The following is a 25,861-nucleotide window of genomic DNA, read 5'->3' as shown; positions in this document are numbered from 1 at the left end:
TCAGCACAAGAAAGATATAGCGAATAGCCCGACCTGACACCCTGAGCGCTCCCGAAAGCTTTCGGGACGAAGGGCAAAGGTAACGCCAAAAAAATTAATTTTAAAAGAGCTGTTTTAATAGTATCTTTGCGCCTTAAAATTTACACACAGCATTTATACTATGTCGCAATTATCAGAGCAAGAACTTGTACGAAGAGAGAAGTTAGCAAAATTACGTGAAATGGGCATTAATCCGTTTCCTGCAGATTTATATCCCGTAAACCACACCTCAAAACAAATAAACGCCCAATTTGAGGAAGGTAAAAAGGTAATAATTGCCGGAAGGTTAATGCTAATTAAGGTACAAGGTAAAGCAAGTTTTGCGCAGTTACAAGATGCTGAAGGCAAGATACAAGTGTATTTTAACAGGGATGAAATTTGCCCGGGCGAAGACAAAACCAAATACAACGAGGTGTTTAAAAAACTTCTGGATTTTGGCGATTTTGTTGGGATTGAAGGCGAATTGTTTACCACTCAAGTGGGCGAAAAAACCGTAAAGGTTAAGGATTTTACTTTATTAAGTAAAGCTTTAAAACCTTTGCCATTGCCCAAAGAAAAAGACGGAAAAATTTACGATGCCTTTACCGACCCAGAGCAACGCTACAGACAGCGCTATGCTGATTTAGTGGTGAATCCGCATGTAAAAAACGTATTTGTAAAACGCACCAAATTATTTAATGCCATGCGTAATTTTTTTAACGACGCTGGTTATTTTGAGGTGGAAACACCTATTTTACAACCCATTCCCGGTGGTGCTGCCGCACGTCCGTTTGTTACACACCACAACGCTTTGGACGTGCCTTTGTATATGCGTATTGCCAATGAGTTGTATTTAAAACGATTGATTGTTGGTGGTTTTGATGGGGTTTACGAGTTTTCTAAAAACTTTAGAAATGAGGGCATGGATAGAACCCATAACCCTGAGTTTACCGCCATGGAAATTTACGTCGCTTATAAAGATTACAATTGGATGATGGATTTCTGTGAACGCTTGTTGGAACACTGTGCCGTTGCCGTAAACGGTACCTCAAAAGCAACATTTGGCGACCACGAGATAGATTTTAAGGCACCCTATGCTAGGGTAACGATGGCCGATTCGATTAAGCATTTCACAGGATTTGATATTACCGGTAAAACGGAAAACGAAATAAGACATGCAGCAAAAGACCTTGGTGTTGAAGTTGACGATACCATGGGCAAAGGCAAACTTATTGATGAGATTTTTGGCGAAAAATGTGAAGGCAACTATATACAACCAACATTTATAACGGATTACCCGAAAGAAATGAGCCCGTTGTGTAAAGAGCACCGCGATAATCCAGAATTAACTGAGCGTTTTGAGCTGATGGTTTGTGGTAAGGAAATCGCCAATGCTTACTCTGAATTAAACGACCCTATTGACCAACGCGAGCGTTTTGAACACCAATTAAAATTGGCCGCAAAAGGCGATGATGAAGCCACAGAATTTATAGACCACGACTTTTTACGTGCTTTAGAGTACGGCATGCCTCCAACGTCGGGCATGGGCATTGGTATGGATAGATTAATTATGTTTTTAACCAATAACCAATCGATTCAAGAGGTTTTATTCTTTCCGCAAATGCGTCCAGAAAAAAAAGCAGTTGCTTTGAGTGATGAAGGAAAAGCTGTTCTGGAAATACTTAAAAAAGCTGAGAAATTAAATTTGAACGATTTAAAATCCCAGTCGGGTTTATCGAATAAAAAATGGGACAAAACCATTAAGGAATTGACTAAAAACAAACTAGCTAAAGTTGAAAAAACAGATGATGGCTTGTTTGTTGAGCTCGTTTAGAGCACTCTTTTTTACAAGAGGGATTATAATAAAAAAGAAATCGTCTAAAAAGTAATTTTTAGGCGTTTTTATTTTATGGTTTAATCTTATCCTGTAAGATATTTTATATTTTAGGTATAAATCGACTTAGTTAAAAATGGAAAAGTTGACCTAGATAGTTAAACTATATTGGTTAAGCTTATAGGCCTTACCGTTATACCTAATTCAACATTTATCCTATCTATTCCCTTTAAAATAAATTGCTTAAGGTTCATATTATGTTTTATGTTGCCAAACACAGCTTCAATGCCCCAATAACCTTGTTTTCTTTTTATAGCGGTCAAATGTTAGCCATCGCTTGTCTCATGGGGCATTACTTGGTGCCCGTTTCTGTGTTGTAGCGCATCTGGTCTGGATGCAAAGGGTTGATTTTTACTTTCTTCTTGTCTTGTTGATTTTTTTATGGAAGTAATTGTTTTTTACACAGGTGTTATTTCTTTGTCTTTTAAATCCGTAAAGTTTTCTTCGCTTCAACAGCTTGTGTCAGCTGTAAGAGTTTCGGGGTTATCGTCATAGTTCTCAATATGGCCATTGTGGTGTTTTTTAATTTTGCTTTTAGATATGTCCTTTGCTAGTTTTTTATAAACTTGCCCCAAAAAAAAGTATAACGATTGGCAACGCCCTCGATATTGACATCCACCTCCATTATAACTTTTTCCAGTGCGCAAACATCTACATTGTCTATAAAAATGTTACGATTGGAACCGGATGGCTGACAGGGAAAAGACTATAATAACTTGGTGGCAAAGGACTTAATTGGTCTTGGACATAGGTCTTAAAACTACTTTTATGCTCGTTTTTAAAGTTATGGATTTACCAGAAAAATTGTAAAATAAAAAAGACTGTCTTTTCAGACAGCCTTTTTTATTATTTACTTTCAATCCACTTTCTGGCATTAACAAAAGCTTCCAACCACGGCGATGCTTCGTCTTTTCTGTCTTGAGGATAATGGGCCCAATTCCATTGGAATGTAGAGCGTTCAATGTGTGGCATCGTAACTAAATGGCGCCCCGTTTTGTCGCACATCATGGCCGTATTAAAGTCTGAACCATTTGGGTTATGAGGATACGATTCGTAACCATATTTAGCAACAATATTATATTTGTCTTCAGCATAAGGTAAGCTAAATTTGCCTTCGCCATGAGAGATCCAAACCCCTAAAGTGGTTCCTGCAAGTGTTGAAAGCATCACCGAATTATTCTCTTGAACTTTAACCGATGTAAACGCACTTTCGTGTTTTTTGGAATCGTTATACGTTAGTTTTCCGTGTACATCGTGCTCTGGATTCACTAAATCCAATTCCATCCAAAGTTGCGCGCCGTTACATATTCCAACAGAAAGCGTGTCTTCTCTATTAAAGAAATTTTTAAGAGCCGTATTGGCCTTTTCGTTGTATTTAAAAGCACCTGCCCAACCTTTTGCAGAACCTAAAACATCAGAATTACTAAAACCACCAACAGCACCTATAAATTGAATATCTTCCAAAGTTTCACGACCAGAAATTAAATCGGTCATGTGTACATCTTTTACATCAAAACCAGCTAAATACATGGCGTTTGCCATTTCGCGCTCGGAGTTACTTCCTTTTTCACGTAAAATCGCAGCTTTTGGTTTTGGTTTTTTCGAATCAATTGTGGGGAGTTTTCCGGTAAAATGATTTGGAAATGTGTATTGTAAAGGTTGATTTTTATAATTATTGAATCTGTCTTCTGCTAAACCATTTGCCGTTTGTTTTTGGTCGAGAAGGTAAGAGGTCTTATACCACATATCCCTTAAGCGAGACACCGTCATGGTAAACACATTTGTATCATTGATGATGCTCAAAACATCAGATTCTGTTACTGTTCCTATGTTGAAAAATTCAATATTAGCATCAGTTAAAATAGTTTCAATAGAGGCATCTTTCGCTTGAAACACAATGCCTGAATTTTCAGCAAACAACACTTTAAGAGAGTCTTTTTCATTTAAAGCAGTAATGTCCAATTCGGCTCCAAGATTAGTGTCAGCAAAACACATTTCCAATAAGGTAGTAATTAAACCACCCGAAGCCACATCGTGCCCCGCAACAATTAGCTCGTCTTTAATTAATTGTTGAATGGTGTTAAATACATTTTTAACATAAGATGCATTTTTTACATTTGGAGCTTCATTTCCTATTTTATTTAGGATTTGCGCAAACGAACTTCCGCCTAATTTAAAATGATCTTGTGATAGGTTAATATAATAAATATCGCCTCCATTTCTTTGTAAAACGGGCTCGACCACTTTGGTGATGTCATCACAATTTGCAGCGGCTGAAATGATAACGGTTCCAGGAGAAATAACCTCTTCGTTAGGGTATTTTTGCTTCATGGAAAGCGAATCTTTCCCTGTTGGGACGTTAATCCCTAAATCGATAGCAAACTCTGAAATGGCTTCAACCGCCTCATACAATCGCGCATCTTCACCTTCATTTTTACAAGGCCACATCCAGTTGGCCGATAATGAAACGGATTTCAATTCGTCTTTTAAAGGTGCCCAAATAATATTGGTTAATGCTTCGGTAATCGAATTTCTGCTACCAGCAACGGGGTTGATTAATCCAGAAATAGGCGAGTGCCCAATGGAAGTTGCAATACCTTCTTTTCCTTTATAATCCAATGCCATTACACCAACATTGTTTAGCGGTATTTGTAAAGCACCAACACATTGTTGTTTGGCTACTTTACCACCAACGCAACGGTCAACTTTATTGGTTAGCCAATCTTTACAAGCCACAGCTTCTAACTGTAAAACTTGATCTAAATAATCATAAAAATTATCAGAATTATAAGTTACATCGCTGTAATTTCGTTTTATCGTTTTATCGGTCATTACCGTTTTTGGCGAACTGCCAAACATGTCTTCCATAGCTAAATCCATAGGTTTATTACCATGGGTTTTAGACTGAAATGTAAAGCGATCGTCTCCAGTAACATCACCAACGGTGTACATGGGTGAACGCTCTCGTTCTGCGATTTTCTTTAATGTATCTATGTGTTTTTCTCCAATAACCAATCCCATGCGCTCTTGAGATTCGTTACCAATAATTTCCTTATCGGATAATGTGGGGTCGCCCACCGGAAGTTTATCTAAATCGATATGTCCGCCTGTATCTTCAACCAATTCAGACAAGCAATTTAAATGTCCGCCAGCGCCATGATCGTGGATGGAAACTATATGATTTTCATCACTTTCCACCATGCCTCGAATAGCGTTTGCCGCTCGTTTTTGCATTTCGGGGTTGGAACGTTGTACCGCATTTAACTCAATGCCTGATTCAAACTCGCCCGTATCGGCCGAGGATACTGCGGCACCACCCATCCCGATGCGGTAATTCTCACCACCTAAAATAACTATTTTATCACCTTTTTTTGGTGTGTCCTTTAAGGCTTGCTCCGCTTTGGCGTAACCAATGCCACCAGCTTGCATGATGACTTTATCGAATCCTAGTTTACGTGCGGACACTGAGCTTGTGGAATTGTCGTTGTTCTCATCATGCTCAAAGGTTAATACCGAACCACAAATTAATGGTTGCCCGAATTTGTTTCCAAAATCGGATGCGCCGTTTGATGCTTTTATTAAAATATCGATGGGCGTTTGGTACAGCCATTCGCGTGCTTCAAATTTTTGTTCCCAAGGTCTGTTTTCTTCCAAACGTGAATACGATGTCATATAAACGGCTGTTCCCGCCAATGGCAACGAGCCTTTTCCGCCCGCAAGTCTGTCTCTAATTTCGCCTCCAGAACCTGTTGCAGCACCGTTAAACGGTTCAACGGTTGTTGGGAAATTATGGGTTTCCGCTTTAAGCGAAATAACCGAGTTAAAATCTTGAGTGGTATAATATTCTGGAATATCGGCACGTTTTGGCGCAAATTGTTCCACTTTAGGCCCTTTTATAAAAGCAACATTGTCTTTGTAAGCCGAAACAATATCGTTTGGATGTTGCTTTGAGGTTTCTTTAATAAGCTTAAAAAGTGATGTTGGTTTTTCCTTATCATCAATTACGAAAGTCCCGTTGAAAATTTTATGTCGGCAATGTTCGGAGTTCACTTGTGAGAATCCAAACACTTCCGAATCGGTTAATGGCCGTCCTATTTTTTTGCTCACCCCATTTAAGTATTCAACTTCCTCATCGCTCAGCGCCAAACCTTCTTGTTGGTTGTAAGCAGCGATATCTTCAATGGTTAAAATAGATTCCGGTTGAATATCAATGGTAAACGATGCTTGATTTAACCCTTTAAATTTTTCCGAAATCATCGGGTCGTAATCTTTAAAATCCTCGGCAACCGCCTTAAATTCTTCAATTCTGAACACACCTTCAATCCCCATGTTTTGGGTAATTTCTACGGCATTGGTGCTCCATGGCGTAATCATTGCAGCGCGAGGGCCAACAAAAAAAGCATCTAAGGATGCTTGTTCTAATTTTGGTTGGTTGCCAAATAGCCACTCTAATTTTGAGATAGCCTGAGCTGATAATTCTTTTGTTACTTGAACAGCAAATATTTTACTGTTTTGGTTTCCGAAGAAATGAATCATTATGTATAAGTTAGATTGTGTTGTTTTTAATAAAGTGCAAATTTACTTCTTTTTAGTGGAATTTTAAGCAAAAATATGATCCGGAAAATTTAGAGTTATTAATGGGTTTTTAACAGGCACTTTTGTTTTTGGGCGTTACCCTCCCGATAGCTATCGGTAGGGTCGGGCTTTCCGCTATATCTTTTTTTTACGTCATTGCGAGGAGTAGGCGACGTAGCAATCTGTATAAATCTAGTTCTTAAGTTAAATTTAGGTGTTTTTCCAAAAAAAAAGGATGCCGCTGCAATCCCTAACGCACCTATCCGCCTACAGGGTTGTTTAACCCGTGTTTTTCTCATTTTTGCGAAGACAGGAATTTAAAATGTATAAACTTGTTTTTTCAGACCTGACAGGTTTTTTAAACCTGTCAGGTCTTATTATTTATGGTTTTTACTTAATAAGTTTTTTAGAAATACTTCCTTTGTCCGAATCCATTTTAATAATGTAAATACCCCGCTTTAAATTAGAAACATTAACCGTTTGATTGTTTCTGTTTAAAACACCCCAAAGTATTGGTTTTCCTAAAATATTGTAAACGGTGTATTTAATAGTTTCAACCGTGCTAATATTTAAAATAGGGCCATTTAATGGGTTGGGAAATATTTTTAAATTATTCAAATTTTCATCCTCTGTACTTAATGCCGGATAACAGGTCCATGTTAAATCATCTATAATTACGCGATCTCCTCCAGAAGTGGATTCGGAGATGGTTATTGTTACATTTCCGGTAACATTTATGTTTGAAATTGTAGTAGTTTGAACGGTATCGCTATAAGGTAAAGTGCCTACTAAATTGCCGTTAACTTTAACATCCAAATTTCCTGTACCACCTGAAAACACACGTTGTGTTGAAGCGGTTAAACTGCCCACGCCATTGGGTAAATTAGGCGACGTAATAGAACCTGCGCTCGAACCTCTAATATCTATAGCAATTGCCCTATTGTTTAAGACCTGATCGGTTCTTGCCTCGGTGGCAACCCATGTTCCGCCATCGTCACCGGTCCACGTTCTATCTAAATATTGGCTATGTGCTGCCGGCATGTTTTCAAAAGTTTCAAAAGCGCAAGCGTTTCCGCCTCCAGCGGCTAAAGTTGTTGCGTTAACGGGCGTGCTTAAAGCCGAAGCATTATTTGCAAAATCTGTTGCTAAAACGGCAAATTCATAAGTTGTTTCGGATGATAAGCCTGTAACGGTAAAACTTGTTGCAGAAGAATTTGTAGATACATAATAAGCGTTATCCACATATATGTTATACGCTGTAACACCTACGTTATCCGTGGAAGCCGTCCAATCTAAATCCACGGTCGTGGCTGTCTCATTTGAAGCCATTAAATTCGTTGGCGTCGTTGGTGCTTCGGTATCGGCGGGCGGATTACTGCCCCAGCGATTTGTAGCTTGACTGCCTCCCCAAATTACAGTTGCTAAATAAGGATTGTCTATAAATGGGTTTCTGTTTCCTTGCGCATAGGTGTTGCTGGTGTTTTCGTGATAGGTATTTCTAGCATCTTCAATTGATGAAACAGGATCTTCGGCATTCCATTCCAATAAGAGATTAATCATATTAGTATCCACAGAATTTGTGGTGCCTACAGTAACAAAAGAAGGTAAGCATTGCGAGCCATACCTTAAATACATATACATGATTATTCTGGCAACATCGCCTTTCCATTCATCTCCGGGATACCAATTACTGCCAACCTCAGTCGCATTACCACTACCATCATCAAATTTTCTGTTACCTCTATCTTGATTCATTTGAATGTCAGACGGTCTTAGGTTATGAGCATCTGCATAAGGTGCGTTATTGGTGCCGTTAGTATCTAATCTGGGGTTGCCCAAAGAATTTGGAAACGTGTGCTCCCTGTTCCATTGAGTGCCATTGCTTCCTCCGTTTAATGTTTTGCTCCTGGATCTATCTGTTACATAATTGCCATCGGCATCATTATAGCCGTAAATCAATAATACGTTTGCGTTATTTAATGGGTCTTCATCAGTAACTTTAGCGGCTTCCCAAATCCCTGGAGTATACGAAAGGAAATTGGTGTGTTTTGCAACCGTTTTAGTAGCCAAATCATTAAATAAATCCATTTGTGTTTTAGAAAAATCAACATCCGTATAATAGGCCTGCAAGTTTGTAGGAGGCGTTAATTGCGCATACGAAATGCAGGCAATTAATAAAAACAGCAAGTACAGATGTTTCATTTAGGTTTAGTTTTTTCTTTCTAAAAGCGCCATATAAAAACCATCGAACCCAGATTTATGGGCCAACACTTTTTTGTCTTTTATAAAGATAAAACTTTTTCCGGTATCGGATGTTAAAAATTTATCTACTTGTTTCTGATTTTCAGACGGTAATACCGAACAAGTTGCATAAACCATTTGTCCGCCTACTTTTACCATTCTGGAATATTGCTGTAAAATATCTTGTTGTGTATTTTTTATTTTTTCGATAAAATCGGGTTGTAATTTCCATTTGGCATCGGGGTTTCTACGCAGTACGCCTAAGCCAGAGCACGGGGCATCAATTAAAACACGATCGGCTTTATCATATAATTTTTTAATGACTTTTGTAGAGTCAATAACACGATTTTCAATGTTATGTGCGCCGTTTCGTTTGGCGCGTCTTTTTAGTTCGTTAAGTTTATTTTGGTAAATATCCAAAGCAATAATCTGCCCCTTGTTTTCCATTAAGGCCGCGATATGCAAAGTTTTTCCGCCAGCTCCAGCGCAGGCATCAACCACACGCATACCAGGTTTTACATTTAAAAACTCAGCGACTAATTGCGATGAGGCATCCTGCACTTCGAAATGCCCTTTTTTAAACGCCTCGGTAGAAAATACATTAGCGCGTTCTTTTAGTTTTAAGGCACTTGGGTAATTATTTAGAAATTCGGTTTCAATATCTAAATCGAATAATTCGGTTTGAAGTTTTTCTTTGGTCGTTTTAAGCGTGTTAACCCTTAAAATAACGTCGGCTTGTTCGTTTAACGCCGCAATTTCTTTAGTCCAAACAGCATCGCCTAGTTCTTTGCGCCCTATTTCGTCCATCCAATCAGGGATGGATTCCTTGAATTTTCTAACTTTCGATAACTCATCAAAACGGCCTTTTATCTTACGCAAAGGCGTGCCCTCAAAATATTTCCAATCGGGTAGTTTTATGCCTTTAAGGGTTGCCCAAACCGCAAACATTCGCCACAGGTTATCTCTGTCAAACGGTTCTTTAACATCGGCTATTTCGGCATATAAACGTTTCCATCTAACAATATCATAAGTGGTTTCGGCAACAAAAGCCCTATCGCGCGCGCCCCAACGTTTATCGCGTTTTAAAAGTTGTTGAATAACTTTATCGGCATATTTTCCTTCGTTAAAAATTAGGGTTAAACCATCAATAACGGCAAAGCATAAATTTCTGTGTAATCGCATCGTGTGTAAATAAGGCTGCAAAGGTACGTTAAAAGTTTATGTGTTTAATAATAATAGCTTAGGATTAAATTTATGTTTACCCGTTGAAGACTCCGAGATTAAAAGCTGAAAATCAAGTCATTTCAAAAAAACCAGTGCTTCCGCCCACCCAAGTTTTGTCTTTATTGTATTTAACCCCTATCATTTCGCCTTTACTTAAACGCACCAGATTGCTTACAATTTTAGTGTTATTCTCTTTTTTGCAATGCAATAGCATCATGCGTATTTCGCATTTTGCAGGTGCGTCAAGTGTTTTAATAATAGGATGATAAGCTACTTTTTCCTGTAATAAATAATTGGATTTATCTTTTATGGCGTCTATCATTTCTCGGGTTACGTGTATTTGTACACCAGCGCCAGCAAAGGAATAGAGTGGTTTTAAAACATAGTTTTCTAAATCTTCAGGTATGCTTTCCAATTGATTTAAATAATAGGATTTTGGTACATAATCGCCTTTTAGCAAAGGCATGGTGTATTTGCTAATCCTGAAAAACCAATTGGGATGCCCAATCCATTCAATATCCACTTCATCTTTAAAATCGAATGCGCGTTTTAAGTCGTTACGCTGATTCAATTCATCAAAAATAATGCGATTATAAATTTTTAAAACCTGTATTTCATCACCATGATCATCTAAATAAAATAGTTTTTTGCCTTTTTTTATCAACTTACTAATGCACAAAACCTTAATGCCCAATAGGTTTGCGGTACAATAAAAATCGATAGCCGTGGCCTGTTTTTCGGGTTCAATTTCTAATAAAATGACTTGCTTTGGGTTGGTGTCTCCAACGATTTCTGTACGTAGCAACTCCACAAATTCAAGTGAAGTGATGCCGGTTGGATGTATGGAAAGATGCTGCGGAATATTATAATGTTTTTTATACATGCCTTCTAAAAGATGCTGAAAACAGTAAAGCGATGGGAACCCTTGCAGCTCGATAAGTTTGGGTGTGGGTTCGCCTTGTTCGTCTAAGCAAATCCCGAAATCCAATTGCACGAACTTGGAGTGTTCATCTTCATTTGGAATCTTATTTTTTGTATCGAAAAATGCACCTTCGGTTAAGGTTTTAAAATTAGGTTGATTGATTACCGACATGATATCGTTACAAGCATCAACCAAACGTTTTTTTAATGCATTTGGAATAAATATTGGCGTTTCGGCAATTTTGAATGGTGCGGTATAATCAAATTTTTGATTGATACTATGCAATAAAGCCTGATAGGTTTCCTGTTTAAAGTTGTTATTAAATGCTTTACGATATTTTTCTATCATATCAACCTAAGATGTTATGAGTTGTTGCTTGTTTTGCTCAATAGCCAATCGAATAAATGTTGGTAAAATATGGGCATAGGTTTTAATGATTTTGTCTGGGTCATCCATTCTATCCATCATTCTTTTGTACTTGGCTTCACCAAAATTGGTAATTACGATTTGTTTATTGATATCTTCTGAAAAATGGGTATGCATCCCAATAGGGTCCGCTTCGGGATGAAATTGTGTGCCCACAAATTCTTGCGAAAACCGAACCGCCATAATTGCGCGTTCGTACTCTACATGTGTTCGGATTTTTTCAAGACTTAATATTGATGCGCCGTGTTCTTTAAACACGTTTAAGCGGGGTTGCACCAGCTGCCAATCGCGGGAATCTACGGCGTAATACGGGTCGTCTAGTCCTTCTAAAAGAATATCTTTTTTTCCGGCTGCTGTTTTATGAATTGGTAAAATACCAAACGACGTACTTTTACGTGGTTTTAATTCGCCCAACTCAAAATAATGGCACACCACTTGAAAGGAGTAGCAAATAAAAAACACATACTTTTTTTTGCCGTAGGATTTAAGGTTGAAATCCCAAAGCTGTTGTATTAAATTTAAGTAAGGTTGCCTCCAAGCGCCTTCTTCCAAAGGGCTGTCCGGACCACCGCTTGAAATATAAATATCAAAGTTTAAATCGGGCAATTCGTTTTTTGCCCTAACGTTAAAAACTTGGTAGTCTACTTCAATATTAAACGATTTAACAATATCTACAATACAACGTAAGCCTTGATTGGGCTCATCGTTGTTCATGTCTAAAATTGCTAATTTTAATTTTTCATTCTGCATTATCATATTTTTAATCTGTGCCAAAAATAGTTTGTTCTATGATATAATCCACTACTTTGGTTAAATCTTTTGTTTCGTTAAAAACGGCAAGTTGCCTATCGGCACCCGTACCATTTTTGATTATATTTCTTATGTTTTCAATATCTTTTCTTGAGCCTAATTCATCAACAACGTCATCAACAAACTCCAATAACTCTTCAATTAGCAGTCGTGTTTCAACCTCACATTCTTTACCAAAATCAATCATTTTGCCATCTAAACCATAACGGCCTGCACGCCATTTGTTTTCATTGATTAAAGCTCTGTGATAGGTGATAAAATTTAAGTTTTGCATTTTCAATTTATAGAGTTTTGCAACTATAGCTTGAATTAATGCGGCAATGCTTATGGTTTCGTCTATGGACATTGGGACGTCGCAAATTCGTACTTCCAGAGTTGGATAGGTAGGATGAATTCTAATATCCCACCATATTTTTTTAGGATTATCGATGCACTTTGTTTTTACCAAAAGGTTTACATAGTTTTCGTAATCTGTTAAATTATCAAAAACGCCGGGGATTCCTGTTCTCGGGAACTTATCGAATACTTTAGAGCGAAACGACTTAAACCCCGTGTTCCTGCCTTCCCAAAACGGTGAATTTGTGGATAGGGCGTACAAATGCGGTAAAAAATAGCGCATGGCATTGGTGAGGTGCAGTGCTAATGCTTTGTTTTCTATCCCAACGTGTACGTGAAGTCCAAAAATTAAATTGGAACGAGCCGTATCTTGAAGCTCGTTTACAATTTCATCGTAACGTGGATTGGGTGTGATAAGTTGTTTTTCCCATTCTGAAAAGGGGTGTGTCCCTGCGGCTCCAATTCTAAAACCTAAATCTTTGGCAATGTTTGAAATGGATTTGCGTAAAAGTTTAATTTCTGCTCTGGCTTCGGTAACGTTTTTACAAACATTGGTGCCCACTTCTACAACCGCTTGGTGCATTTCGGCCTTAACTTGCTCGTCTAAAACTTTTTCGGCTTCAATAACTATTTGCTGGTCGTGAGAAACCAATTCTCTCGATACAGGGTCTATTACCTGGTATTCTTCTTCTATGCCTAATGTAAAATCCATAAACATGATTATTTAAGTGGTGTTTTTTTACCGGTAATTTGATCTTTAACAAAAGTGCCCCATGTTAAATTCATTTTCCCTTTTTTGTATAGTTTCGCTTTTTCAATAGCCATGTTTGCAGCGTTTTCCACAATCCAATCAAAATTTTCTTGTCCCACGGAATGGATGTCGGCATCGGGCGCTGGATTGCAAAAATCGATGGCATACGGAATGCCGTCTCTTATGGCAAACTCCACGGTATTAAAATCGTAACCCAAGGCTTTGTTTAATCGAATACAATATTTTTCAACCAAGTCTAACGTTTCTTGTTTTACAGGAGGGCCATCAATAACATAGCGTAAATGATGCGGATTACGAGGTTCGTATTGCATAATATGAACCTTGTCGGTATTTAAAACATAGCATCTAAAATACTCGGTAAAGTTAATTTCTTCTTGCAGCATCATCACTAAATTTTCGGTTTCGCCATGCTTTTTCCATAAATCTTCAGGACTTTCAACACGGTAAACACTTTTCCAGCCGCCACCATCGTGAGGTTTCATGTAGGCAGGAAAGCCAATGGTTTCAAACATTTTTTCCCAATTAAAAGGATATTTCATGTTTCTAAATGAGTTTTCATCGGTATCGGGTGGCCTATGGGAAGTTGGCAGTATAAAGGTTTTTGGCACAGGAACGCCAATTTTTTCGGCTAGGGCATTATTGAAAAACTTTTCGTCGGCACTCCACCAAAACGGATTGTTAATTACAGCAGTTCCCGTAATGGCAGCGTTTTTTAAAAAGGCTCTGTAAAACGGAACATCTTGTGAAATCCTATCAATAATTACGGCATATTCGTCTGATTTGGCTTGTTCAACAGTTTCAATTAAAACCGCTTCGGCCATCATATCTTTAATGCCTTGATCTTTAATTTTTTCGTTAACCCGATCAATAAATGCCTGTGGAAATGTGTTTTCCTGCCCAAATAAAATACCAATTTTTCTCATAAAATTATAGTTAAAGGTTAGTTATATTTTTGATAAATAGTGCGGAAACATCTGTCTCCAAATCGGCCAATCGTGTTCTGCCCATTTACGTTCGTCAAACCAAAAAGGGATGTTTTTATCGCTCAGTATCTTAGCCAATTGTTTATTGGAATCCAAACAGATATCCCATTCGCCTACGCCAAGGATTATCTTCATTTTCCATAGGTCAGGATGGTTGGCACCCGGTAAAAAATCTACGGGATTATTAAAAAACACATTGTCATCATAATAACCATCTAAAAAAGATTTAATATCAAACGAACCACTTAAACTAAACATGTGGCTCACTTTATAGGGATGCTTAAAGGCGAAATTTGCCGCTTGATAACCCCCAAAACTCACACCGGCAACGGCCACTTTGGGCAACCCTTTTTCATTGCAAATGGGATTGACTATTTCGTTAAGCACAAACTCGTCAAACCAAATATGGTTTTTTACCCTATCGGCGGGATGAATGCCCTTGTTGTACCAACTTAACTCGTTGATGCTATCCGGACAATAAATTTGAACCAAGCCTTCTTCTAAAAACCACCTTACGGATTCTATGAGTTTAAAATCTTTACACTCGTAGTAGCGACCCGACGTTGTTGGAAATAAAACAAGTGGATATCCGGCATGACCAAATACGAGCATTTCGGTGTCTTTACTTAAAGTAGGTGAGTACCATTTATGATATTCTTCTTTCAATGGATTGATTTTTAGTTAGATAAAAAAATAAAGCCCGCGAAAATACAATTTATAATAATAGCTGTGGAATTTATTTTGATTATTAAATATAAGGATTAAATATTTAGCTTTCAATAAGATGGTTTTTTTAAAATTACTTGAATGACGTTTTAGCCGTCTCTTAAACTTTATTTAAAATATTCAGCAAACTATCGCAGCTTTTAATACCTCGTTCTGTAGCGCTCTTTTTAATTAGGAGCGAACCACTCATGCTTTGCAAAATATTTTTAAAAAGTTTTTCATCTTTTAATCCGGATGCACCTTTTCTCATGGCATCAAAATCCATATCGTAAATCATATATTTTCCTAAATAGTCTTTGTGGATTATTTCTTGCCTTTCATAATCTTTTAATATGGATTTATAATTTGAATAGTGTTCCTCAATAGCGGTCTTTAATCCAAAATCATCAATAAGTTTAAAATCGCCCGAGTTAATCATGGTTTGATAGGTGATGTCTTTGGGATAAAATTCGGTTAAACTAAACACCTTAAATATTTTAAAAATAGATTTTCCGCTAACGGAAGTATCTGTATTTAATAATGGAATGACCTCGTTTAGGGTTGTAATTTTAGTTTCGATGGCATCGTAATTGTTTTGTAGATGTTGTTTGTCAATTTCAATATCGCTTTTTATGTTTTCCAAATATTGCTTTTTTAAGGCATTGTTTTTTTGAATTTCTGCGTATTTGTTTATGCTAAATGCAATGGAAATACCAACGATGACAATGAGTATTTCGCCAATGGCATATTTAAATTGTTTTTTCATTTTTTGATTCGTTTGTTTAAAGCTATGAAAAATTGGGCAATAAAAAACGCCTCAAAATTAATTGAGGCGTTTTAATGTGTTTTTGTATGATGCTTTCTACTACATCATTCCGGGCATTCCGCCGCCACCCATTGGAGGCATAGCAGGTGCATCTTCTTTAATATCGATTAAAGCACACTCGGTTGTTAAAATCATTCCAGCCACCGATGCTGCATTTTCCAATGCAATACGAGTTACTTTTTTAGGGTCGATAATACCTGCTTTAAGCATGTCTACGTAAGTTTCAGATTTTGCATCGTAACCAAAGTCTTTTTTGCCTTCAGTAACTTTGTTGATAACCACACTGCCTTCGCCACCTGCGTTTTCAACAATGGTACGTAAAGGCGCCTCAATGGCACGTGATACAATTTGAATACCTGTAACTTCATCCAGGTTTTCGGTTGTGATTTTTTCTAAAACCGATATGGCTCTCACTAGCGCCACACCACCTCCGGCAACAATACCTTCTTCAACGGCAGCTCTAGTAGCATGCAACGCATCGTCAACACGGTCTTTCTTTTCTTTCATTTCCACTTCGCTCGCAGCACCAACGTAAAGTACAGCAACACCGCCAGCTAATTTAGCTAAACGCTCTTGAAGCTTTTCTTTATCGTAATCTGAAGTGGTGGTTTCAATTTGCGATTTAATTTGATTTACTCGCGCTTTGATGTCTTTGGCATTACCTGCACCATTTACAATGGTTGTATTGTCTTTATCAACCGTTACGGTTTCAGCAGTTCCCAACATGCTTAAATCTGCATTTTCTAAAGTAAATCCTCTTTCTTCAGAAATTACGGTTCCACCGGTTAAAATAGCAATATCTTCAAGCATGGCTTTACGTCGGTCACCAAAACCAGGCGCTTTAACGGCAGCGATTTTAAGTCCGCCACGTAATTTATTAACCACTAAAGTTGCTAAGGCTTGTCCGTCAACATCCTCGGCAATAATCAATAATGGACGACCAGATTGTGCCACCGGTTCTAAAATTGGTAAGATCTCATTTAAATTCGAAATCTTTTTGTCGAATAATAAAATGTATGGATTTTCTAAATCGGCAATCATTTTATCAGCATCGGTTACAAAGTAAGGTGATAAGTAGCCTCTATCGAATTGCATGCCTTCAACAACATCAACATAGGTGTCCATGCCTTTGGCTTCTTCAACGGTAATAACACCTTCTTTACCAACTTTATCAAAAGCTTTCGCTATAAGTTCGCCAATAGTATCATCGTTATTAGCTGAAATGGCAGCGACTTGTTTTATTTTTTCAGACGAATTACCAACTTGTTTAGATTGTTTTTCTAAATCTTTGGTAATCGCAGCAACAGCTTTGTCGATACCGCGTTTTAAATCCATTGGGTTGGCACCGGCAGCTACGTTTTTTAAACCTTCTTTTACAATAGCCTGAGCTAAAACGGTAGCCGTAGTTGTACCGTCACCAGCTAAATCGTTGGTTTTGCTCGCTACTTCCTTTACCATTTGTGCACCCATATTTTCGTGTGCATCTTCTAATTCAATTTCTTTTGCAACCGTAACACCGTCTTTGGTTACTTGCGGTGCTCCGAAAGATTTACTAATAATAACGTTACGCCCTTTAGGACCTAAAGTTACTTTTACTGCGTTTGCCAATGCATCAACACCGCGTTTTAATCCGTCGCGTGCGTCAATATCGAATTTTATATCTTTTGCCATAATGAAAAATTTTGTTTAAAATTTTTAAATCTCAAAATTCAAATACTAAATTCCAAAAGGAATTACTGAATTTTCAATTTAAGGATTTTGGAATTTATTTTTTTAGTTTTTTGGAATTTGCAATTAAACAATTGCTAGGATATCGCTTTCGCGCATAATTAAATAATCTTTACCTTCAAGCTTAAGCTCCGTGCCGGCATATTTACCATATAAAACAGTGTCGCCAACTTTTACGGTAATAGGTTCGTCTTTTGTACCTTTTCCAGCGGCTACTACTTTTCCTTTTTGTGGTTTTTCTTTAGCGTTATCCGGAATAATAATTCCTGAAGCTGTTTTTGTTTCAGCAGGAGCGGGCTCTATAACAACTCGATCTGCTAATGGTTTAATGTTTAAGCTCATTGTGATATTTTTTTTTAATTAATTAAATTATGTTTAACGGCTTAGCGTTATGCTAAAAATGTGCCAATACTTTTTAACTGACAAACTTGCAGAAACAAAAAATGCCAACTGGTTGAGTTGGCATTTTGTTTACAGTACTATTTAATTACTGTGCTGTATCTTTTGCTGTTGCCGGAGCATCATCATTAGTAGTTTGTAACGGTGTTGTTGATGGCAATGGCTGTGTTGTTGTAGCGTCGGTATCTAAAGCTTTAGAATCTAAAGTTTCTCCACCTCTGCTAATGGCTACATTAGACACTAATATTAAAACCAATAGCAATGTTGCCAAAGTCCATGTGCTTTTGTCTAGAAAATCGGTTGTCTTTTTTACACCACCCAATTGCTGTGTGCCACCACCGCCAAACGACGACGATAACCCGCCACCTTTAGGGTTTTGTACCATAATTACTACCACTAGTAAAAACGCTACCACTACGATTAATGCTAAAAATATTGTAAACGTACTCATTATTCTGTGTTATTTTGTTCTTGTAATTGTTCTACCGCCTTAATTTGGTTTGCAAAGAAACTACTTTTTTCTGGATATTTCAAACTTAAAATGTTGTAAGATTGAATTGCCTTTTTATAGTTTTTCTGCTCGACGTAAATCCGTGCTAAAGTCTCGGTCATTAAAGCTTCGGGTTGTATCATTTGCGCTTTGGCGAGATTGCCTTTTGACGAGGAGGCTTTAGTTGGATTTATCTTTGGGTTTTGTGAGATAAACTTGTCTATTAATTCAAATTTTTTAGCCTTTTCGGTTTTTTCTGAAACAGCTTTTTCTTCTTTTAAAGAAATCGTTTTTTCTCTTTTGATGGGTTTAAAACGCGTTAATTTTAACCACTCGTTAAATGAATGGCTTTCTCTTTTATCAAACTGAAGCGGCTTTCCTAAATTTAGAATATCGGTAGCCGATGCTTCTTGTGTTTTGGTGTCTTTTGTAACGTTTTCAATGCGTTCGGAATCATCTAAAACAAAGGCTTTTTTGGGTCGCTCTTCCTTGGGTTGAAACAAGGCTGGGTCTAAAACACCATCGGTATCTTTAATTTGTTGTTTTAAGGCCTCATCAATAGCCACGCTTTTGTTTATGGAAATGTCTTCAACCGAAACCTTAATATCTTTTAAATGCGCTGTGTTTTGTTTGATGAATTGCGATATTTCGTTTTGAATAAAAGTTTCGGAGGTAATAAAATCGAATAAAATACTCCTATCGGTAGTATATGCCGCCGTGGTTTTAAGTTCTTGATTGTAATTAATACTACTTTGGTCTTTTAAGCCTTTAAGGTACACTGCACGTGCCGATTGAAAATATGGAAACTCATCAATAATAGATTTTATAGCCTCGGTTTGCTCATGTGATATGGCTTGAGGGTTTTGAAGGATGTATGTGAAATCGGTGCTATTCATTGTTTAAGTTGACTTCTATTATGAGATTTCTCGTTTCACTCGAAATGACAACTTTTTTAAATTTTTATTACTGCTTGTTGCTACTGCAAACTTAGGACTGAAATTTACCATTTTGCTAAAGTAGCATTAATAATGTCTTGTGTTAAACGTTCAAAAATCTCTTCGTGTGCGGTCGCTTTTTGTGCGCCAACAAGTTGTGCATTGGCTGGATAATCATAAAAAAACGAAAAGCTTTGGTCTACATTGTCTTCTTCGTTATTGGTATTGTAAAAACTTATTTTTACACCTATAGTGAGCCGGTTTTGCGCTGCTCTGTTATCTGATGTTGCCGTAGTAGGGGAAATTCTGTAAGTTGTAATTTCGCCGTCGTATACCAAGTCAGCATTAGAGGTTTCTAATTTATAATTGGTTTGATCTACTATTTTGTCTTGTAAGGCTCGTTGAAAATCTTGATCTAATCCAGGTTCAAATAATAAAGCGCTATTTTCGATACGATTTACCTGAAAAGTGTCAGCTTTTATCGAACTGGGTTGGGTGAAACCATAGAAACCACAGGACTCAAATGTTACGATTGTTAATGCTAAAAATATGTATTTTATATGTTTCATTTATAAACACTTCGACTAGGCTCAGTGTGACATTTTAGTTATTAATTGTAAAACGTTTATTATTTTTTAATGTTGCGTTTAACTGCTTTACGCACCTTACAGCTTTCTGGACTGCGACTGCCAAAATCCTTTAAAGATCGTATTGTTTAATCTTTCGGTATAAGGTGCGTTCGCTAATGCCCAATTCGGCTGCGGCTAATTTACGTTTTCCTTGGTGACGCTCAAGCGATTTTTTGATTAATTCCAATTCTTTGTCGTGTAACGATAAGGTTTCCTCTTCTTCAATTTCTTCGGCAAAGTGATATTTGTCTTGTTTGCTTGTGTTTTCAGTCTTCGTATTTGAGTGCTCAGGAATCGAAATTACCTCGGTTTCCGTCAAGGCTTCTTCGTAATCTGTTTCGGAGTCATCATCATCGCCATAAATTTTCTGAATTAAACTGCCGTGGTCTTTTTCAACATCTTTTATGTTGCCATTTTTCATGAGTTCCATGGTGAGTTTTTTCAGATCGTTTAAATCACTTTTCATATCAAAAAGGACTTTATACAAAATCTCTCGCTCGCTACTAAAATCGCTTTCTGATTTGGCTGTTTTAACAATGGCCGGTAAATTGCTGCCCGATGTTGGTAAATAACTTTTTAACACTTCGGCGGTAATGATGCGGTTTTGCTCTAAAACAGAAACCTGTTCTGCGACGTTGCGTAACTGACGAATATTTCCGTTCCAACGGTGTTTTAATAAAACCTGAATGGCATTATCGGTTAGTTTTACCGTAGGCATTTTATATTTTAATGCGAAATCGCTGGCAAATTTTCTGAACAATAAATGAATGTCTTCTTGACGTTCGCGCAGTGGTGGTAAATGAATATCTACGGTGCTTAATCTGTAGTATAAATCTTCGCGAAATTTTTCTTTTTGAATAGACTGAAACATATTTGCGTTGGTTGCCGCAACAATGCGCACATCGGTTTTTTGAACCTTGCTGGAGCCTACTTTTATAAACTCGCCATTTTCTAAAACACGCAATAAACGCACTTGGGTGGTTAATGGGAGTTCACCAACTTCGTCTAAAAAAATAGTGCCGCCATCGGCCACTTCAAAATAGCCGCTTCGTGTTTGTGTGGCACCTGTAAACGCCCCTTTTTCATGTCCGAAAAGCTCACTGTCAATAGTGCCTTCAGGAATGGCACCACAGTTTACCGCAATGTATTTATTGTGTTTTCTGTGCGATAACTGATGTATAATTTTAGGAATACTTTCCTTACCAACCCCGGATTCGCCAGTTACTAAAACCGAAATATCTGTGGGCGCCACTTGAATTGCTTTTTCAATGGCGCGGTTTAGTGCTTTTGTATTGCCTATAATACTAAAACGTTGTTTTATTGCTTGAACGGATTCCATATTTTGTCATTCCTGCATAGACAGGAATCTGTTTAATTAAACTTTATTTTAAAATTGTGAATTCCTGCTTTTGGCAGAAATAACAGCCAGTTAATTGTTTTTACTTAACTCAACCGCTTCCCCAATTAACGTTGCACTCGTACAATCTGTAACTTTTACGATTACAAAATCACCCACTTTAAAATCACCTTTTGGGAATACACAAACGATGTTTTGGGGTGTGCGACCCGACCATTGTGCATCAGATTTTTTTGATTCTTTTTCAATCAATACCTCTACCGTGGTGTTGAGCCATTCTTTGGTTCTAATCTCACTGTGTTTGCGTTGTAAATCTACAATATCTTGCAGTCTACGTTTTTTTGTGGCTTCAGGAACATCATCTTCCATGTTTCGTCCAGCCATAGTGCCTGGGCGTTCTGAATATGTAAACATATATCCGAAGTTATATTTTACGTATTCCATTAGCGAGACCGTGTCTTTAAAATCAGCTTCGGTTTCTGTTGGGAAACCAACAATCATATCCTGACTTATAGCGCAATTCGGTATTATTCTGCGAATATTGTCAATCAACCTCATATACTCTTCACGGGTATGCAAACGGTTCATCGCTTTTAAAATGCGGTCGCTTCCGCTTTGCACTGGTAAATGAATATGGTTACAAATATTATCGTATTTCGCCATGGTTTCAACAACGTCCAGCGTTAAATCTTGCGGATTTGATGTTGAAAAACGAATACGCATTTTAGGTTGTGCTTTGGCACACAATTCTAACAAATTAGAAAAACTCACCGCAGTGGCTTTTTGTAAATCGCTCGCTTTTACAAAGTCTTTTTTAAGGCCGCCGCCATACCACAAATAACTATCTACATTTTGCCCAAGTAAGGTGATTTCTTTAAAACCTTTGTTCCATAAATCGTTAACTTCTTCAATAATGCTTTGCGGGTCTCTGCTGCGTTCGCGACCGCGCGTAAACGGCACCACGCAAAACGTACACATATTATCGCAACCACGGGTAATCGATACAAAGGCCGTTACACCATTGGAGTTTAAACGCACGGGCGAAATATCGCCATAGGTTTCTTCTTTTGAAAGTATTACGTTTATGGCGTCTCTACCTTCGTCAACTTCGGCTAAAAGGTTGGGTAAATCTTTATACGCATCGGGTCCAACAACTAAATCGACAATTTTTTCTTCTTCAAGAAATTTTGTTTTTAAACGTTCTGCCATACAGCCTAAAACGCCCACTTTCATTTTCGGGTTATGGTCGCGTTTTACGGCGTTGTATTTTTCTAAACGTTTGCGTACGGTTTGTTCTGCTTTATCACGAATGGAGCAAGTATTTACTAAAACTAAATCGGCTTCTTCTAAATGTTGGGTCGTATTAAAACCTTCATTGGTTAAAATGGAGGCTACAATTTCGCTATCGCTAAAATTCATAGCACATCCATAACTTTCAATAAAAAGCTTGCGCGTGTTTTCTTTTTTCTGTTCTAAAACCAAGGATTGCCCTTGTTTGTTTTCGTCTATTATCTTTTCCATAATTGATTGCTACCTCTTACGCGGTCAATAAGTGTGCAAAGATACAACTAATTTGTATTTTAGTGACACAATGTCATGTTATTTTGTGTTAAAAATTACGCAACCTTTTGATAGATTTAGCATCTATCAAATAAACCTTTTAAATAATGAAAATCAGTACGTTTTTAATCTTTTTGCTCCTAATGTTTGCTTGTGACAGCAACGATAATGTTATTCCAGACCCCGATAATTTATTAATTGGTAGTTGGGTTGAGCCTAATTACAGCGAAGAACAAACCGTTTTTAAAAGAGCCGCTGCTTTGCCAGATAACGGACCTGGTATTATGTTTAAAGCCAATGGCGGTTTTGTTGAACGTTCTTCGGGTTGGTGTGGTACGCCACCTTTAGTGTATTCCGATTATAATGGTAATTGGGTATTAGAAAACACATTGGTTACCATTGCCCAAGAGTTTTACCCAATAAATTATGCGTGGCGTATTGTATCGGTTTCCGAAACGGAATTGATTGTAAAAAGAGAATTGACCGAACAGGAAAAAGACCACCAAAAACTAATGGATTTGTATAACGAGATTTACATTTTAAGTATAGGCGAGTCTTGCACCAATGCAGACAATTGGTTATTTACAGCTTACGGAGCCAAAGCTTGTGGTGGCCCACAGGGTTATATAGCGTATTCAAATCAGATTGATACGGATGCTTTTCTGCAAAAAGTTGAAGCTTATAATGAAGCCGAAAACGCATACAATATAAAATGGGACATTGTCTCGACCTGCGATGTGCCAAAACAGCCAAAAGGGGTAACGTGCCAAAACGGAGTGCCCATGTTAATCTATTAGAAAATACGGTTATGATTAAAAAACTATTGTTTTTATTTTTGATTTGCCTTTGCTTTATAAACATGCAATGCGAAGATAGTGATGATGTTGTTGATTTAGACTGTGACTTTACGGTTATAATAGATAAGGAAAAATACGATAATTTACATACTGAAAGCTTTAAATTGAGCAATGCAGAAATAGCTGGAAATTGTTTAACGGTTACAGTAAGTGCCTCGGGTTGCGATGGCAATACTTGGGAATATCAATTAGTTGACATTCATTAAAAATTAAAAATAAATGAAAACATTTAAAATAGTTTTAGTTTTAATAGGCATTATTTTTATCTCTTGTTCAGAGTCTGATAATAATAGTGATCTTTATGCTTATCGTTTTTTTAAAAATAAAAAATTGAATATTGTATCAAACGATGTAACTTATATAAAATATGGGGAAATTAAAGAAGGGAACAGCTTGGTTTTCGAATATGAATATTCAACTGAAGGTGGAATTAATGTTGTAGATGACGAATATTCTGAATTTATACGTTTTGAAATTAGTGACAGCATTGATGAATTCAATTTCACAAATGAAGAATTGACTATTGCTAAAATTGTTTTATCAAAATATTGTTATTGTGTTTTTGAAAATAATCCAGATAAAGACTTTTTACCTAAAGGAATTATAAGTGGAGAAAAAATATCTGAAACAGAATGGGATATTTCAATTGACGTTACGTTTTATGGAAATGAGAATAGAAATATAGCGGGTAAATTTAAACTGAAAGAATAACGAAATGTCAAGCCGTATGTGATTTTACTACTAATTTGAATCTACTTACGAAAATCCTAGTGGATAATATAAAACCCTTGCAAATCAATAAAGACCAAGAAATTATATTGAATATTGAAGGTTTGGAATCTTCATTGAATTATAAATATTAATCAACTAAATAAAAAACGCCATGAAATTAAAATTCCTTTTATTAAGCCTTGTCTTTTTCGGCATGATGTCCTGCGATAAAGATAATATTGAATACGAGTTTGTAAAAGTAGCAACACCCGAATTAATGAGCAAAACCGCGTTTAGAAATTCGGTAAAAGCCGAAGCACCCGTTCCAATAAAAGAAGCAGGAAAAATTTATGCCTACAACAACTTCATTTTTATAAACGAAGTAAACAAAGGCATCCACGTTTTAGATAATACCGACCCGAAAAACCCAATGGCTAAAGCATTTATAAACATACCTGGAAATGTAGATATAGCCGTAAAAGACAATCATCTGTTCGCCGATAGCTCGATTGATTTGGTGGTTTTTGATATATCCGATATTAATAATATAACAAAAACAACAACCTTGGAAGATATGTTTTTGCCCATGCCCAATTATGATTTTCCGGCCGATGTTCAAGCTGTTAGTTACAAAGATTATGATTCTAACGAGCACATTATTGTTGGGTGGTCTGCGGTTTTAGAGCGTCGCGAAGTTGGCAATCAACCTGGTTATTACGGGCCTTATTTCGACTTGGCAAACTCTAACTTTGCACCAAGCGCCGAATCCAATACCGGAACAGGAGGCTCATTGGCACGCTTTCAAATTGTAAACAATTATTTGTACACCGTGGGCGAGTCTCAAATGAAAACCTTTAATATTAGTAATTTATCGCAACCTACTTTCGAAAATTCGATTAACGCCGGAATCAATATTGAAACCATGTTTCACGCCGATAATCATTTGTATTTAGGCAGCACCAGAGGTATGTATATTTATAGTTTGGCAAATCCGTCGTTACCAGAGTATGTCTCAGAATTTGTGCATTGGGAAAGCTGTGATCCCGTAGTGGTTGATGGCGATTATGCCTACGTAACCCTGCGCGGTGGTAATTTATGCGGGCAACAGGAAAGTGTTTTGGAGGTTATTGATATTAGCGATAAAACACAGCCAGCCTTAGCGGCACGATATGGATTGGAAAATCCGTATGGCTTAGGCATAAAAGGCCAAATGCTTTTTGTTTGCGATGGTACGGCAGGCTTAAAACTGTTTGATAAATCGGATCCGCTAAACATAGAACTGACAAAATCCTTTGATGAAATTCATGCCACCGATGTTATTCCTTTGGAACATACGTTGATTATGATAGGAGGGGAAACCTTGTATCAATACGAGTATGGCAGTAACAACGATGTAACGTTAATAAGTACGTATTCGTTGCATTGACCCCGTTAAAATTAAAATAGAATAAAAAAATTCTGCT

The 25,861-nt window shown here is 37.2% G+C and carries 21 protein-coding genes; 5 read left to right on the top strand and 16 right to left on the bottom strand.

Annotation, left to right across the window (positions count from 1 at the left end):
- The first annotated feature begins 160 nt into the window (after positions 1 to 160).
- Positions 161 to 1,852 (top strand): lysine--tRNA ligase, encoded by a 1,692-nt coding sequence (gene lysS, locus RNZ46_RS02945; protein WP_316983901.1) that lies wholly within the window; start codon positions 161 to 163, stop codon positions 1,850 to 1,852.
- Between the two features lie 906 nt (positions 1,853 to 2,758).
- Here the strand turns inward: lysS and purL are convergent.
- The 16 genes from purL to miaB form a co-directional block, all read right to left on the bottom strand.
- Entirely contained in the window at positions 2,759 to 6,448 is a 3,690-nt protein-coding gene (gene purL / locus RNZ46_RS02940; RefSeq protein ID WP_316983900.1) for a phosphoribosylformylglycinamidine synthase, read from the bottom strand.
- Between the two features lie 429 nt (positions 6,449 to 6,877).
- Positions 6,878 to 8,689 carry an endonuclease gene (locus RNZ46_RS02935; protein ID WP_316983899.1) on the bottom strand — a complete coding sequence of 604 codons (1,812 nt, stop codon included), beginning with the start codon at positions 8,687 to 8,689 and terminating at the stop codon, positions 6,878 to 6,880.
- A 6-nt stretch (positions 8,690 to 8,695) separates the two neighbouring features.
- On the bottom strand, positions 8,696 to 9,910 hold the full coding sequence (locus RNZ46_RS02930) for an RsmB/NOP family class I SAM-dependent RNA methyltransferase (RefSeq protein WP_316983898.1): 1,215 nt from the start codon (positions 9,908 to 9,910) through the stop codon (positions 8,696 to 8,698).
- A 112-nt stretch (positions 9,911 to 10,022) separates the two neighbouring features.
- Positions 10,023 to 11,222 carry a hypothetical protein gene (locus RNZ46_RS02925; protein WP_316983897.1) on the bottom strand — a complete coding sequence of 400 codons (1,200 nt, stop codon included), beginning with the start codon at positions 11,220 to 11,222 and terminating at the stop codon, positions 10,023 to 10,025.
- A 6-nt stretch (positions 11,223 to 11,228) separates the two neighbouring features.
- The gene (locus tag RNZ46_RS02920; RefSeq protein WP_316983896.1) at positions 11,229 to 12,050 is read right to left on the bottom strand and encodes a type 1 glutamine amidotransferase; all 822 of its coding nucleotides are present in this window, start codon (positions 12,048 to 12,050) and stop codon (positions 11,229 to 11,231) included.
- Positions 12,051 to 12,060: 10 nt separating this feature from the next.
- Positions 12,061 to 13,158 carry a carboxylate-amine ligase gene (locus RNZ46_RS02915; protein ID WP_316983895.1) on the bottom strand — a complete coding sequence of 366 codons (1,098 nt, stop codon included), beginning with the start codon at positions 13,156 to 13,158 and terminating at the stop codon, positions 12,061 to 12,063.
- Positions 13,159 to 13,166: 8 nt separating this feature from the next.
- Positions 13,167 to 14,141, bottom strand: coding sequence for an ATP-grasp domain-containing protein (locus RNZ46_RS02910; protein ID WP_316983894.1), 975 nt, complete (start codon positions 14,139 to 14,141; stop codon positions 13,167 to 13,169).
- A 21-nt stretch (positions 14,142 to 14,162) separates the two neighbouring features.
- Positions 14,163 to 14,867 (bottom strand): esterase family protein, encoded by a 705-nt coding sequence (locus RNZ46_RS02905; RefSeq protein WP_316983893.1) that lies wholly within the window; start codon positions 14,865 to 14,867, stop codon positions 14,163 to 14,165.
- Between the two features lie 160 nt (positions 14,868 to 15,027).
- A complete protein-coding gene (locus tag RNZ46_RS02900; protein ID WP_316983892.1) occupies positions 15,028 to 15,672 on the bottom strand; it encodes a DUF6090 family protein in 645 nt (214 codons plus the stop codon).
- Positions 15,673 to 15,771: 99 nt separating this feature from the next.
- Complete coding sequence (gene groL, locus RNZ46_RS02895) at positions 15,772 to 17,403, bottom strand: chaperonin GroEL (protein WP_316983891.1); 1,632 nt, start codon at positions 17,401 to 17,403, stop codon at positions 15,772 to 15,774.
- A gap of 123 nt (positions 17,404 to 17,526) precedes the next feature.
- The gene (locus RNZ46_RS02890; protein WP_311939713.1) at positions 17,527 to 17,802 is read right to left on the bottom strand and encodes a co-chaperone GroES; all 276 of its coding nucleotides are present in this window, start codon (positions 17,800 to 17,802) and stop codon (positions 17,527 to 17,529) included.
- Positions 17,803 to 17,947: 145 nt separating this feature from the next.
- Positions 17,948 to 18,310: a preprotein translocase subunit SecG gene (gene secG, locus RNZ46_RS02885; RefSeq protein WP_316983890.1), complete on the bottom strand. Its 363-nt coding sequence runs from the start codon at positions 18,308 to 18,310 to the stop codon at positions 17,948 to 17,950.
- The gene (locus tag RNZ46_RS02880) at positions 18,310 to 19,245 is read right to left on the bottom strand and encodes a DUF8458 domain-containing protein (RefSeq protein WP_316983889.1); all 936 of its coding nucleotides are present in this window, start codon (positions 19,243 to 19,245) and stop codon (positions 18,310 to 18,312) included. The genes secG and RNZ46_RS02880 overlap by 1 nt, the downstream gene beginning before the upstream one ends.
- Before the next feature lie 104 nt (positions 19,246 to 19,349).
- Positions 19,350 to 19,853 carry an LPS assembly lipoprotein LptE gene (gene lptE / locus RNZ46_RS02875; protein WP_316983888.1) on the bottom strand — a complete coding sequence of 168 codons (504 nt, stop codon included), beginning with the start codon at positions 19,851 to 19,853 and terminating at the stop codon, positions 19,350 to 19,352.
- 130 nt (positions 19,854 to 19,983) lie between these two features.
- Positions 19,984 to 21,252 (bottom strand): sigma-54 interaction domain-containing protein, encoded by a 1,269-nt coding sequence (locus RNZ46_RS02870; protein ID WP_316983887.1) that lies wholly within the window; start codon positions 21,250 to 21,252, stop codon positions 19,984 to 19,986.
- A gap of 90 nt (positions 21,253 to 21,342) precedes the next feature.
- Positions 21,343 to 22,791 (bottom strand): tRNA (N6-isopentenyl adenosine(37)-C2)-methylthiotransferase MiaB, encoded by a 1,449-nt coding sequence (gene miaB / locus RNZ46_RS02865; protein WP_316983886.1) that lies wholly within the window; start codon positions 22,789 to 22,791, stop codon positions 21,343 to 21,345.
- 182 nt (positions 22,792 to 22,973) lie between these two features.
- Here miaB and RNZ46_RS02860 point away from each other — a divergent pair, with 182 nt between their 5' ends.
- The 4 genes from RNZ46_RS02860 to RNZ46_RS02845 all read left to right on the top strand — a co-directional run bounded on the left by RNZ46_RS02860 (position 22,974) and on the right by RNZ46_RS02845 (position 25,824).
- Positions 22,974 to 23,627 carry a hypothetical protein gene (locus RNZ46_RS02860; protein ID WP_316983885.1) on the top strand — a complete coding sequence of 218 codons (654 nt, stop codon included), beginning with the start codon at positions 22,974 to 22,976 and terminating at the stop codon, positions 23,625 to 23,627.
- Positions 23,628 to 23,689: 62 nt separating this feature from the next.
- Positions 23,690 to 23,893: a hypothetical protein gene (locus RNZ46_RS02855; RefSeq protein WP_316983884.1), complete on the top strand. Its 204-nt coding sequence runs from the start codon at positions 23,690 to 23,692 to the stop codon at positions 23,891 to 23,893.
- 13 nt (positions 23,894 to 23,906) lie between these two features.
- Positions 23,907 to 24,398, top strand: a complete 492-nt coding sequence (locus RNZ46_RS02850; RefSeq protein ID WP_316983883.1) for a hypothetical protein — start codon at positions 23,907 to 23,909, stop codon at positions 24,396 to 24,398.
- A gap of 172 nt (positions 24,399 to 24,570) precedes the next feature.
- Positions 24,571 to 25,824: an LVIVD repeat-containing protein gene (locus RNZ46_RS02845; RefSeq protein WP_316983882.1), complete on the top strand. Its 1,254-nt coding sequence runs from the start codon at positions 24,571 to 24,573 to the stop codon at positions 25,822 to 25,824.
- The last annotated feature ends 37 nt before the right edge of the window (positions 25,825 to 25,861 follow it).

Origin of the sequence: Hwangdonia lutea, assembly GCF_032814565.1 — a bacterium.
In the GTDB taxonomy this organism is placed as follows: Bacteria; Bacteroidota; Bacteroidia; order Flavobacteriales; family Flavobacteriaceae; genus Hwangdonia; species Hwangdonia lutea.
Note: the sequence above shows the minus strand (reverse complement) of the source record. Positions and strands in the feature narration are given on the sequence as shown.

Bases quoted from the DNA above. Each gene is read 5' to 3' on its own strand.
- lysS (WP_316983901.1), top strand. From the start codon at position 161: ATGTCGCAATTATCAGAGCAAGAACTTGTACGAAGAGAGAAGTTAGCA.
- RNZ46_RS02925 (WP_316983897.1), bottom strand. From the start codon at position 11,222: ATGATAGAAAAATATCGTAAAGCATTTAATAACAACTTTAAACAGGAA.
- RNZ46_RS02915 (WP_316983895.1), bottom strand. From the start codon at position 13,158: ATGGATTTTACATTAGGCATAGAAGAAGAATACCAGGTAATAGACCCT.
- RNZ46_RS02880 (WP_316983889.1), bottom strand. From the start codon at position 19,245: ATGAATAGCACCGATTTCACATACATCCTTCAAAACCCTCAAGCCATA.
- RNZ46_RS02930 (WP_316983898.1), bottom strand. From the start codon at position 9,910: ATGCGATTACACAGAAATTTATGCTTTGCCGTTATTGATGGTTTAACC.
- miaB (WP_316983886.1), bottom strand. From the start codon at position 22,791: ATGGAAAAGATAATAGACGAAAACAAACAAGGGCAATCCTTGGTTTTA.
- RNZ46_RS02845 (WP_316983882.1), top strand. From the start codon at position 24,571: ATGAAATTAAAATTCCTTTTATTAAGCCTTGTCTTTTTCGGCATGATG.
- RNZ46_RS02855 (WP_316983884.1), top strand. From the start codon at position 23,690: ATGCAATGCGAAGATAGTGATGATGTTGTTGATTTAGACTGTGACTTT.
- RNZ46_RS02935 (WP_316983899.1), bottom strand. From the start codon at position 8,689: ATGAAACATCTGTACTTGCTGTTTTTATTAATTGCCTGCATTTCGTAT.
- lptE (WP_316983888.1), bottom strand. From the start codon at position 19,853: ATGAAACATATAAAATACATATTTTTAGCATTAACAATCGTAACATTT.
- RNZ46_RS02900 (WP_316983892.1), bottom strand. From the start codon at position 15,672: ATGAAAAAACAATTTAAATATGCCATTGGCGAAATACTCATTGTCATC.
- RNZ46_RS02870 (WP_316983887.1), bottom strand. From the start codon at position 21,252: ATGGAATCCGTTCAAGCAATAAAACAACGTTTTAGTATTATAGGCAAT.
- secG (WP_316983890.1), bottom strand. From the start codon at position 18,310: ATGAGTACGTTTACAATATTTTTAGCATTAATCGTAGTGGTAGCGTTT.
- RNZ46_RS02910 (WP_316983894.1), bottom strand. From the start codon at position 14,141: ATGAGAAAAATTGGTATTTTATTTGGGCAGGAAAACACATTTCCACAG.
- groL (WP_316983891.1), bottom strand. From the start codon at position 17,403: ATGGCAAAAGATATAAAATTCGATATTGACGCACGCGACGGATTAAAA.
- RNZ46_RS02890 (WP_311939713.1), bottom strand. From the start codon at position 17,802: ATGAGCTTAAACATTAAACCATTAGCAGATCGAGTTGTTATAGAGCCC.
- RNZ46_RS02850 (WP_316983883.1), top strand. From the start codon at position 23,907: ATGAAAACATTTAAAATAGTTTTAGTTTTAATAGGCATTATTTTTATC.
- RNZ46_RS02920 (WP_316983896.1), bottom strand. From the start codon at position 12,050: ATGCAGAATGAAAAATTAAAATTAGCAATTTTAGACATGAACAACGAT.
- RNZ46_RS02860 (WP_316983885.1), top strand. From the start codon at position 22,974: ATGTTTGCTTGTGACAGCAACGATAATGTTATTCCAGACCCCGATAAT.
- purL (WP_316983900.1), bottom strand. From the start codon at position 6,448: ATGATTCATTTCTTCGGAAACCAAAACAGTAAAATATTTGCTGTTCAA.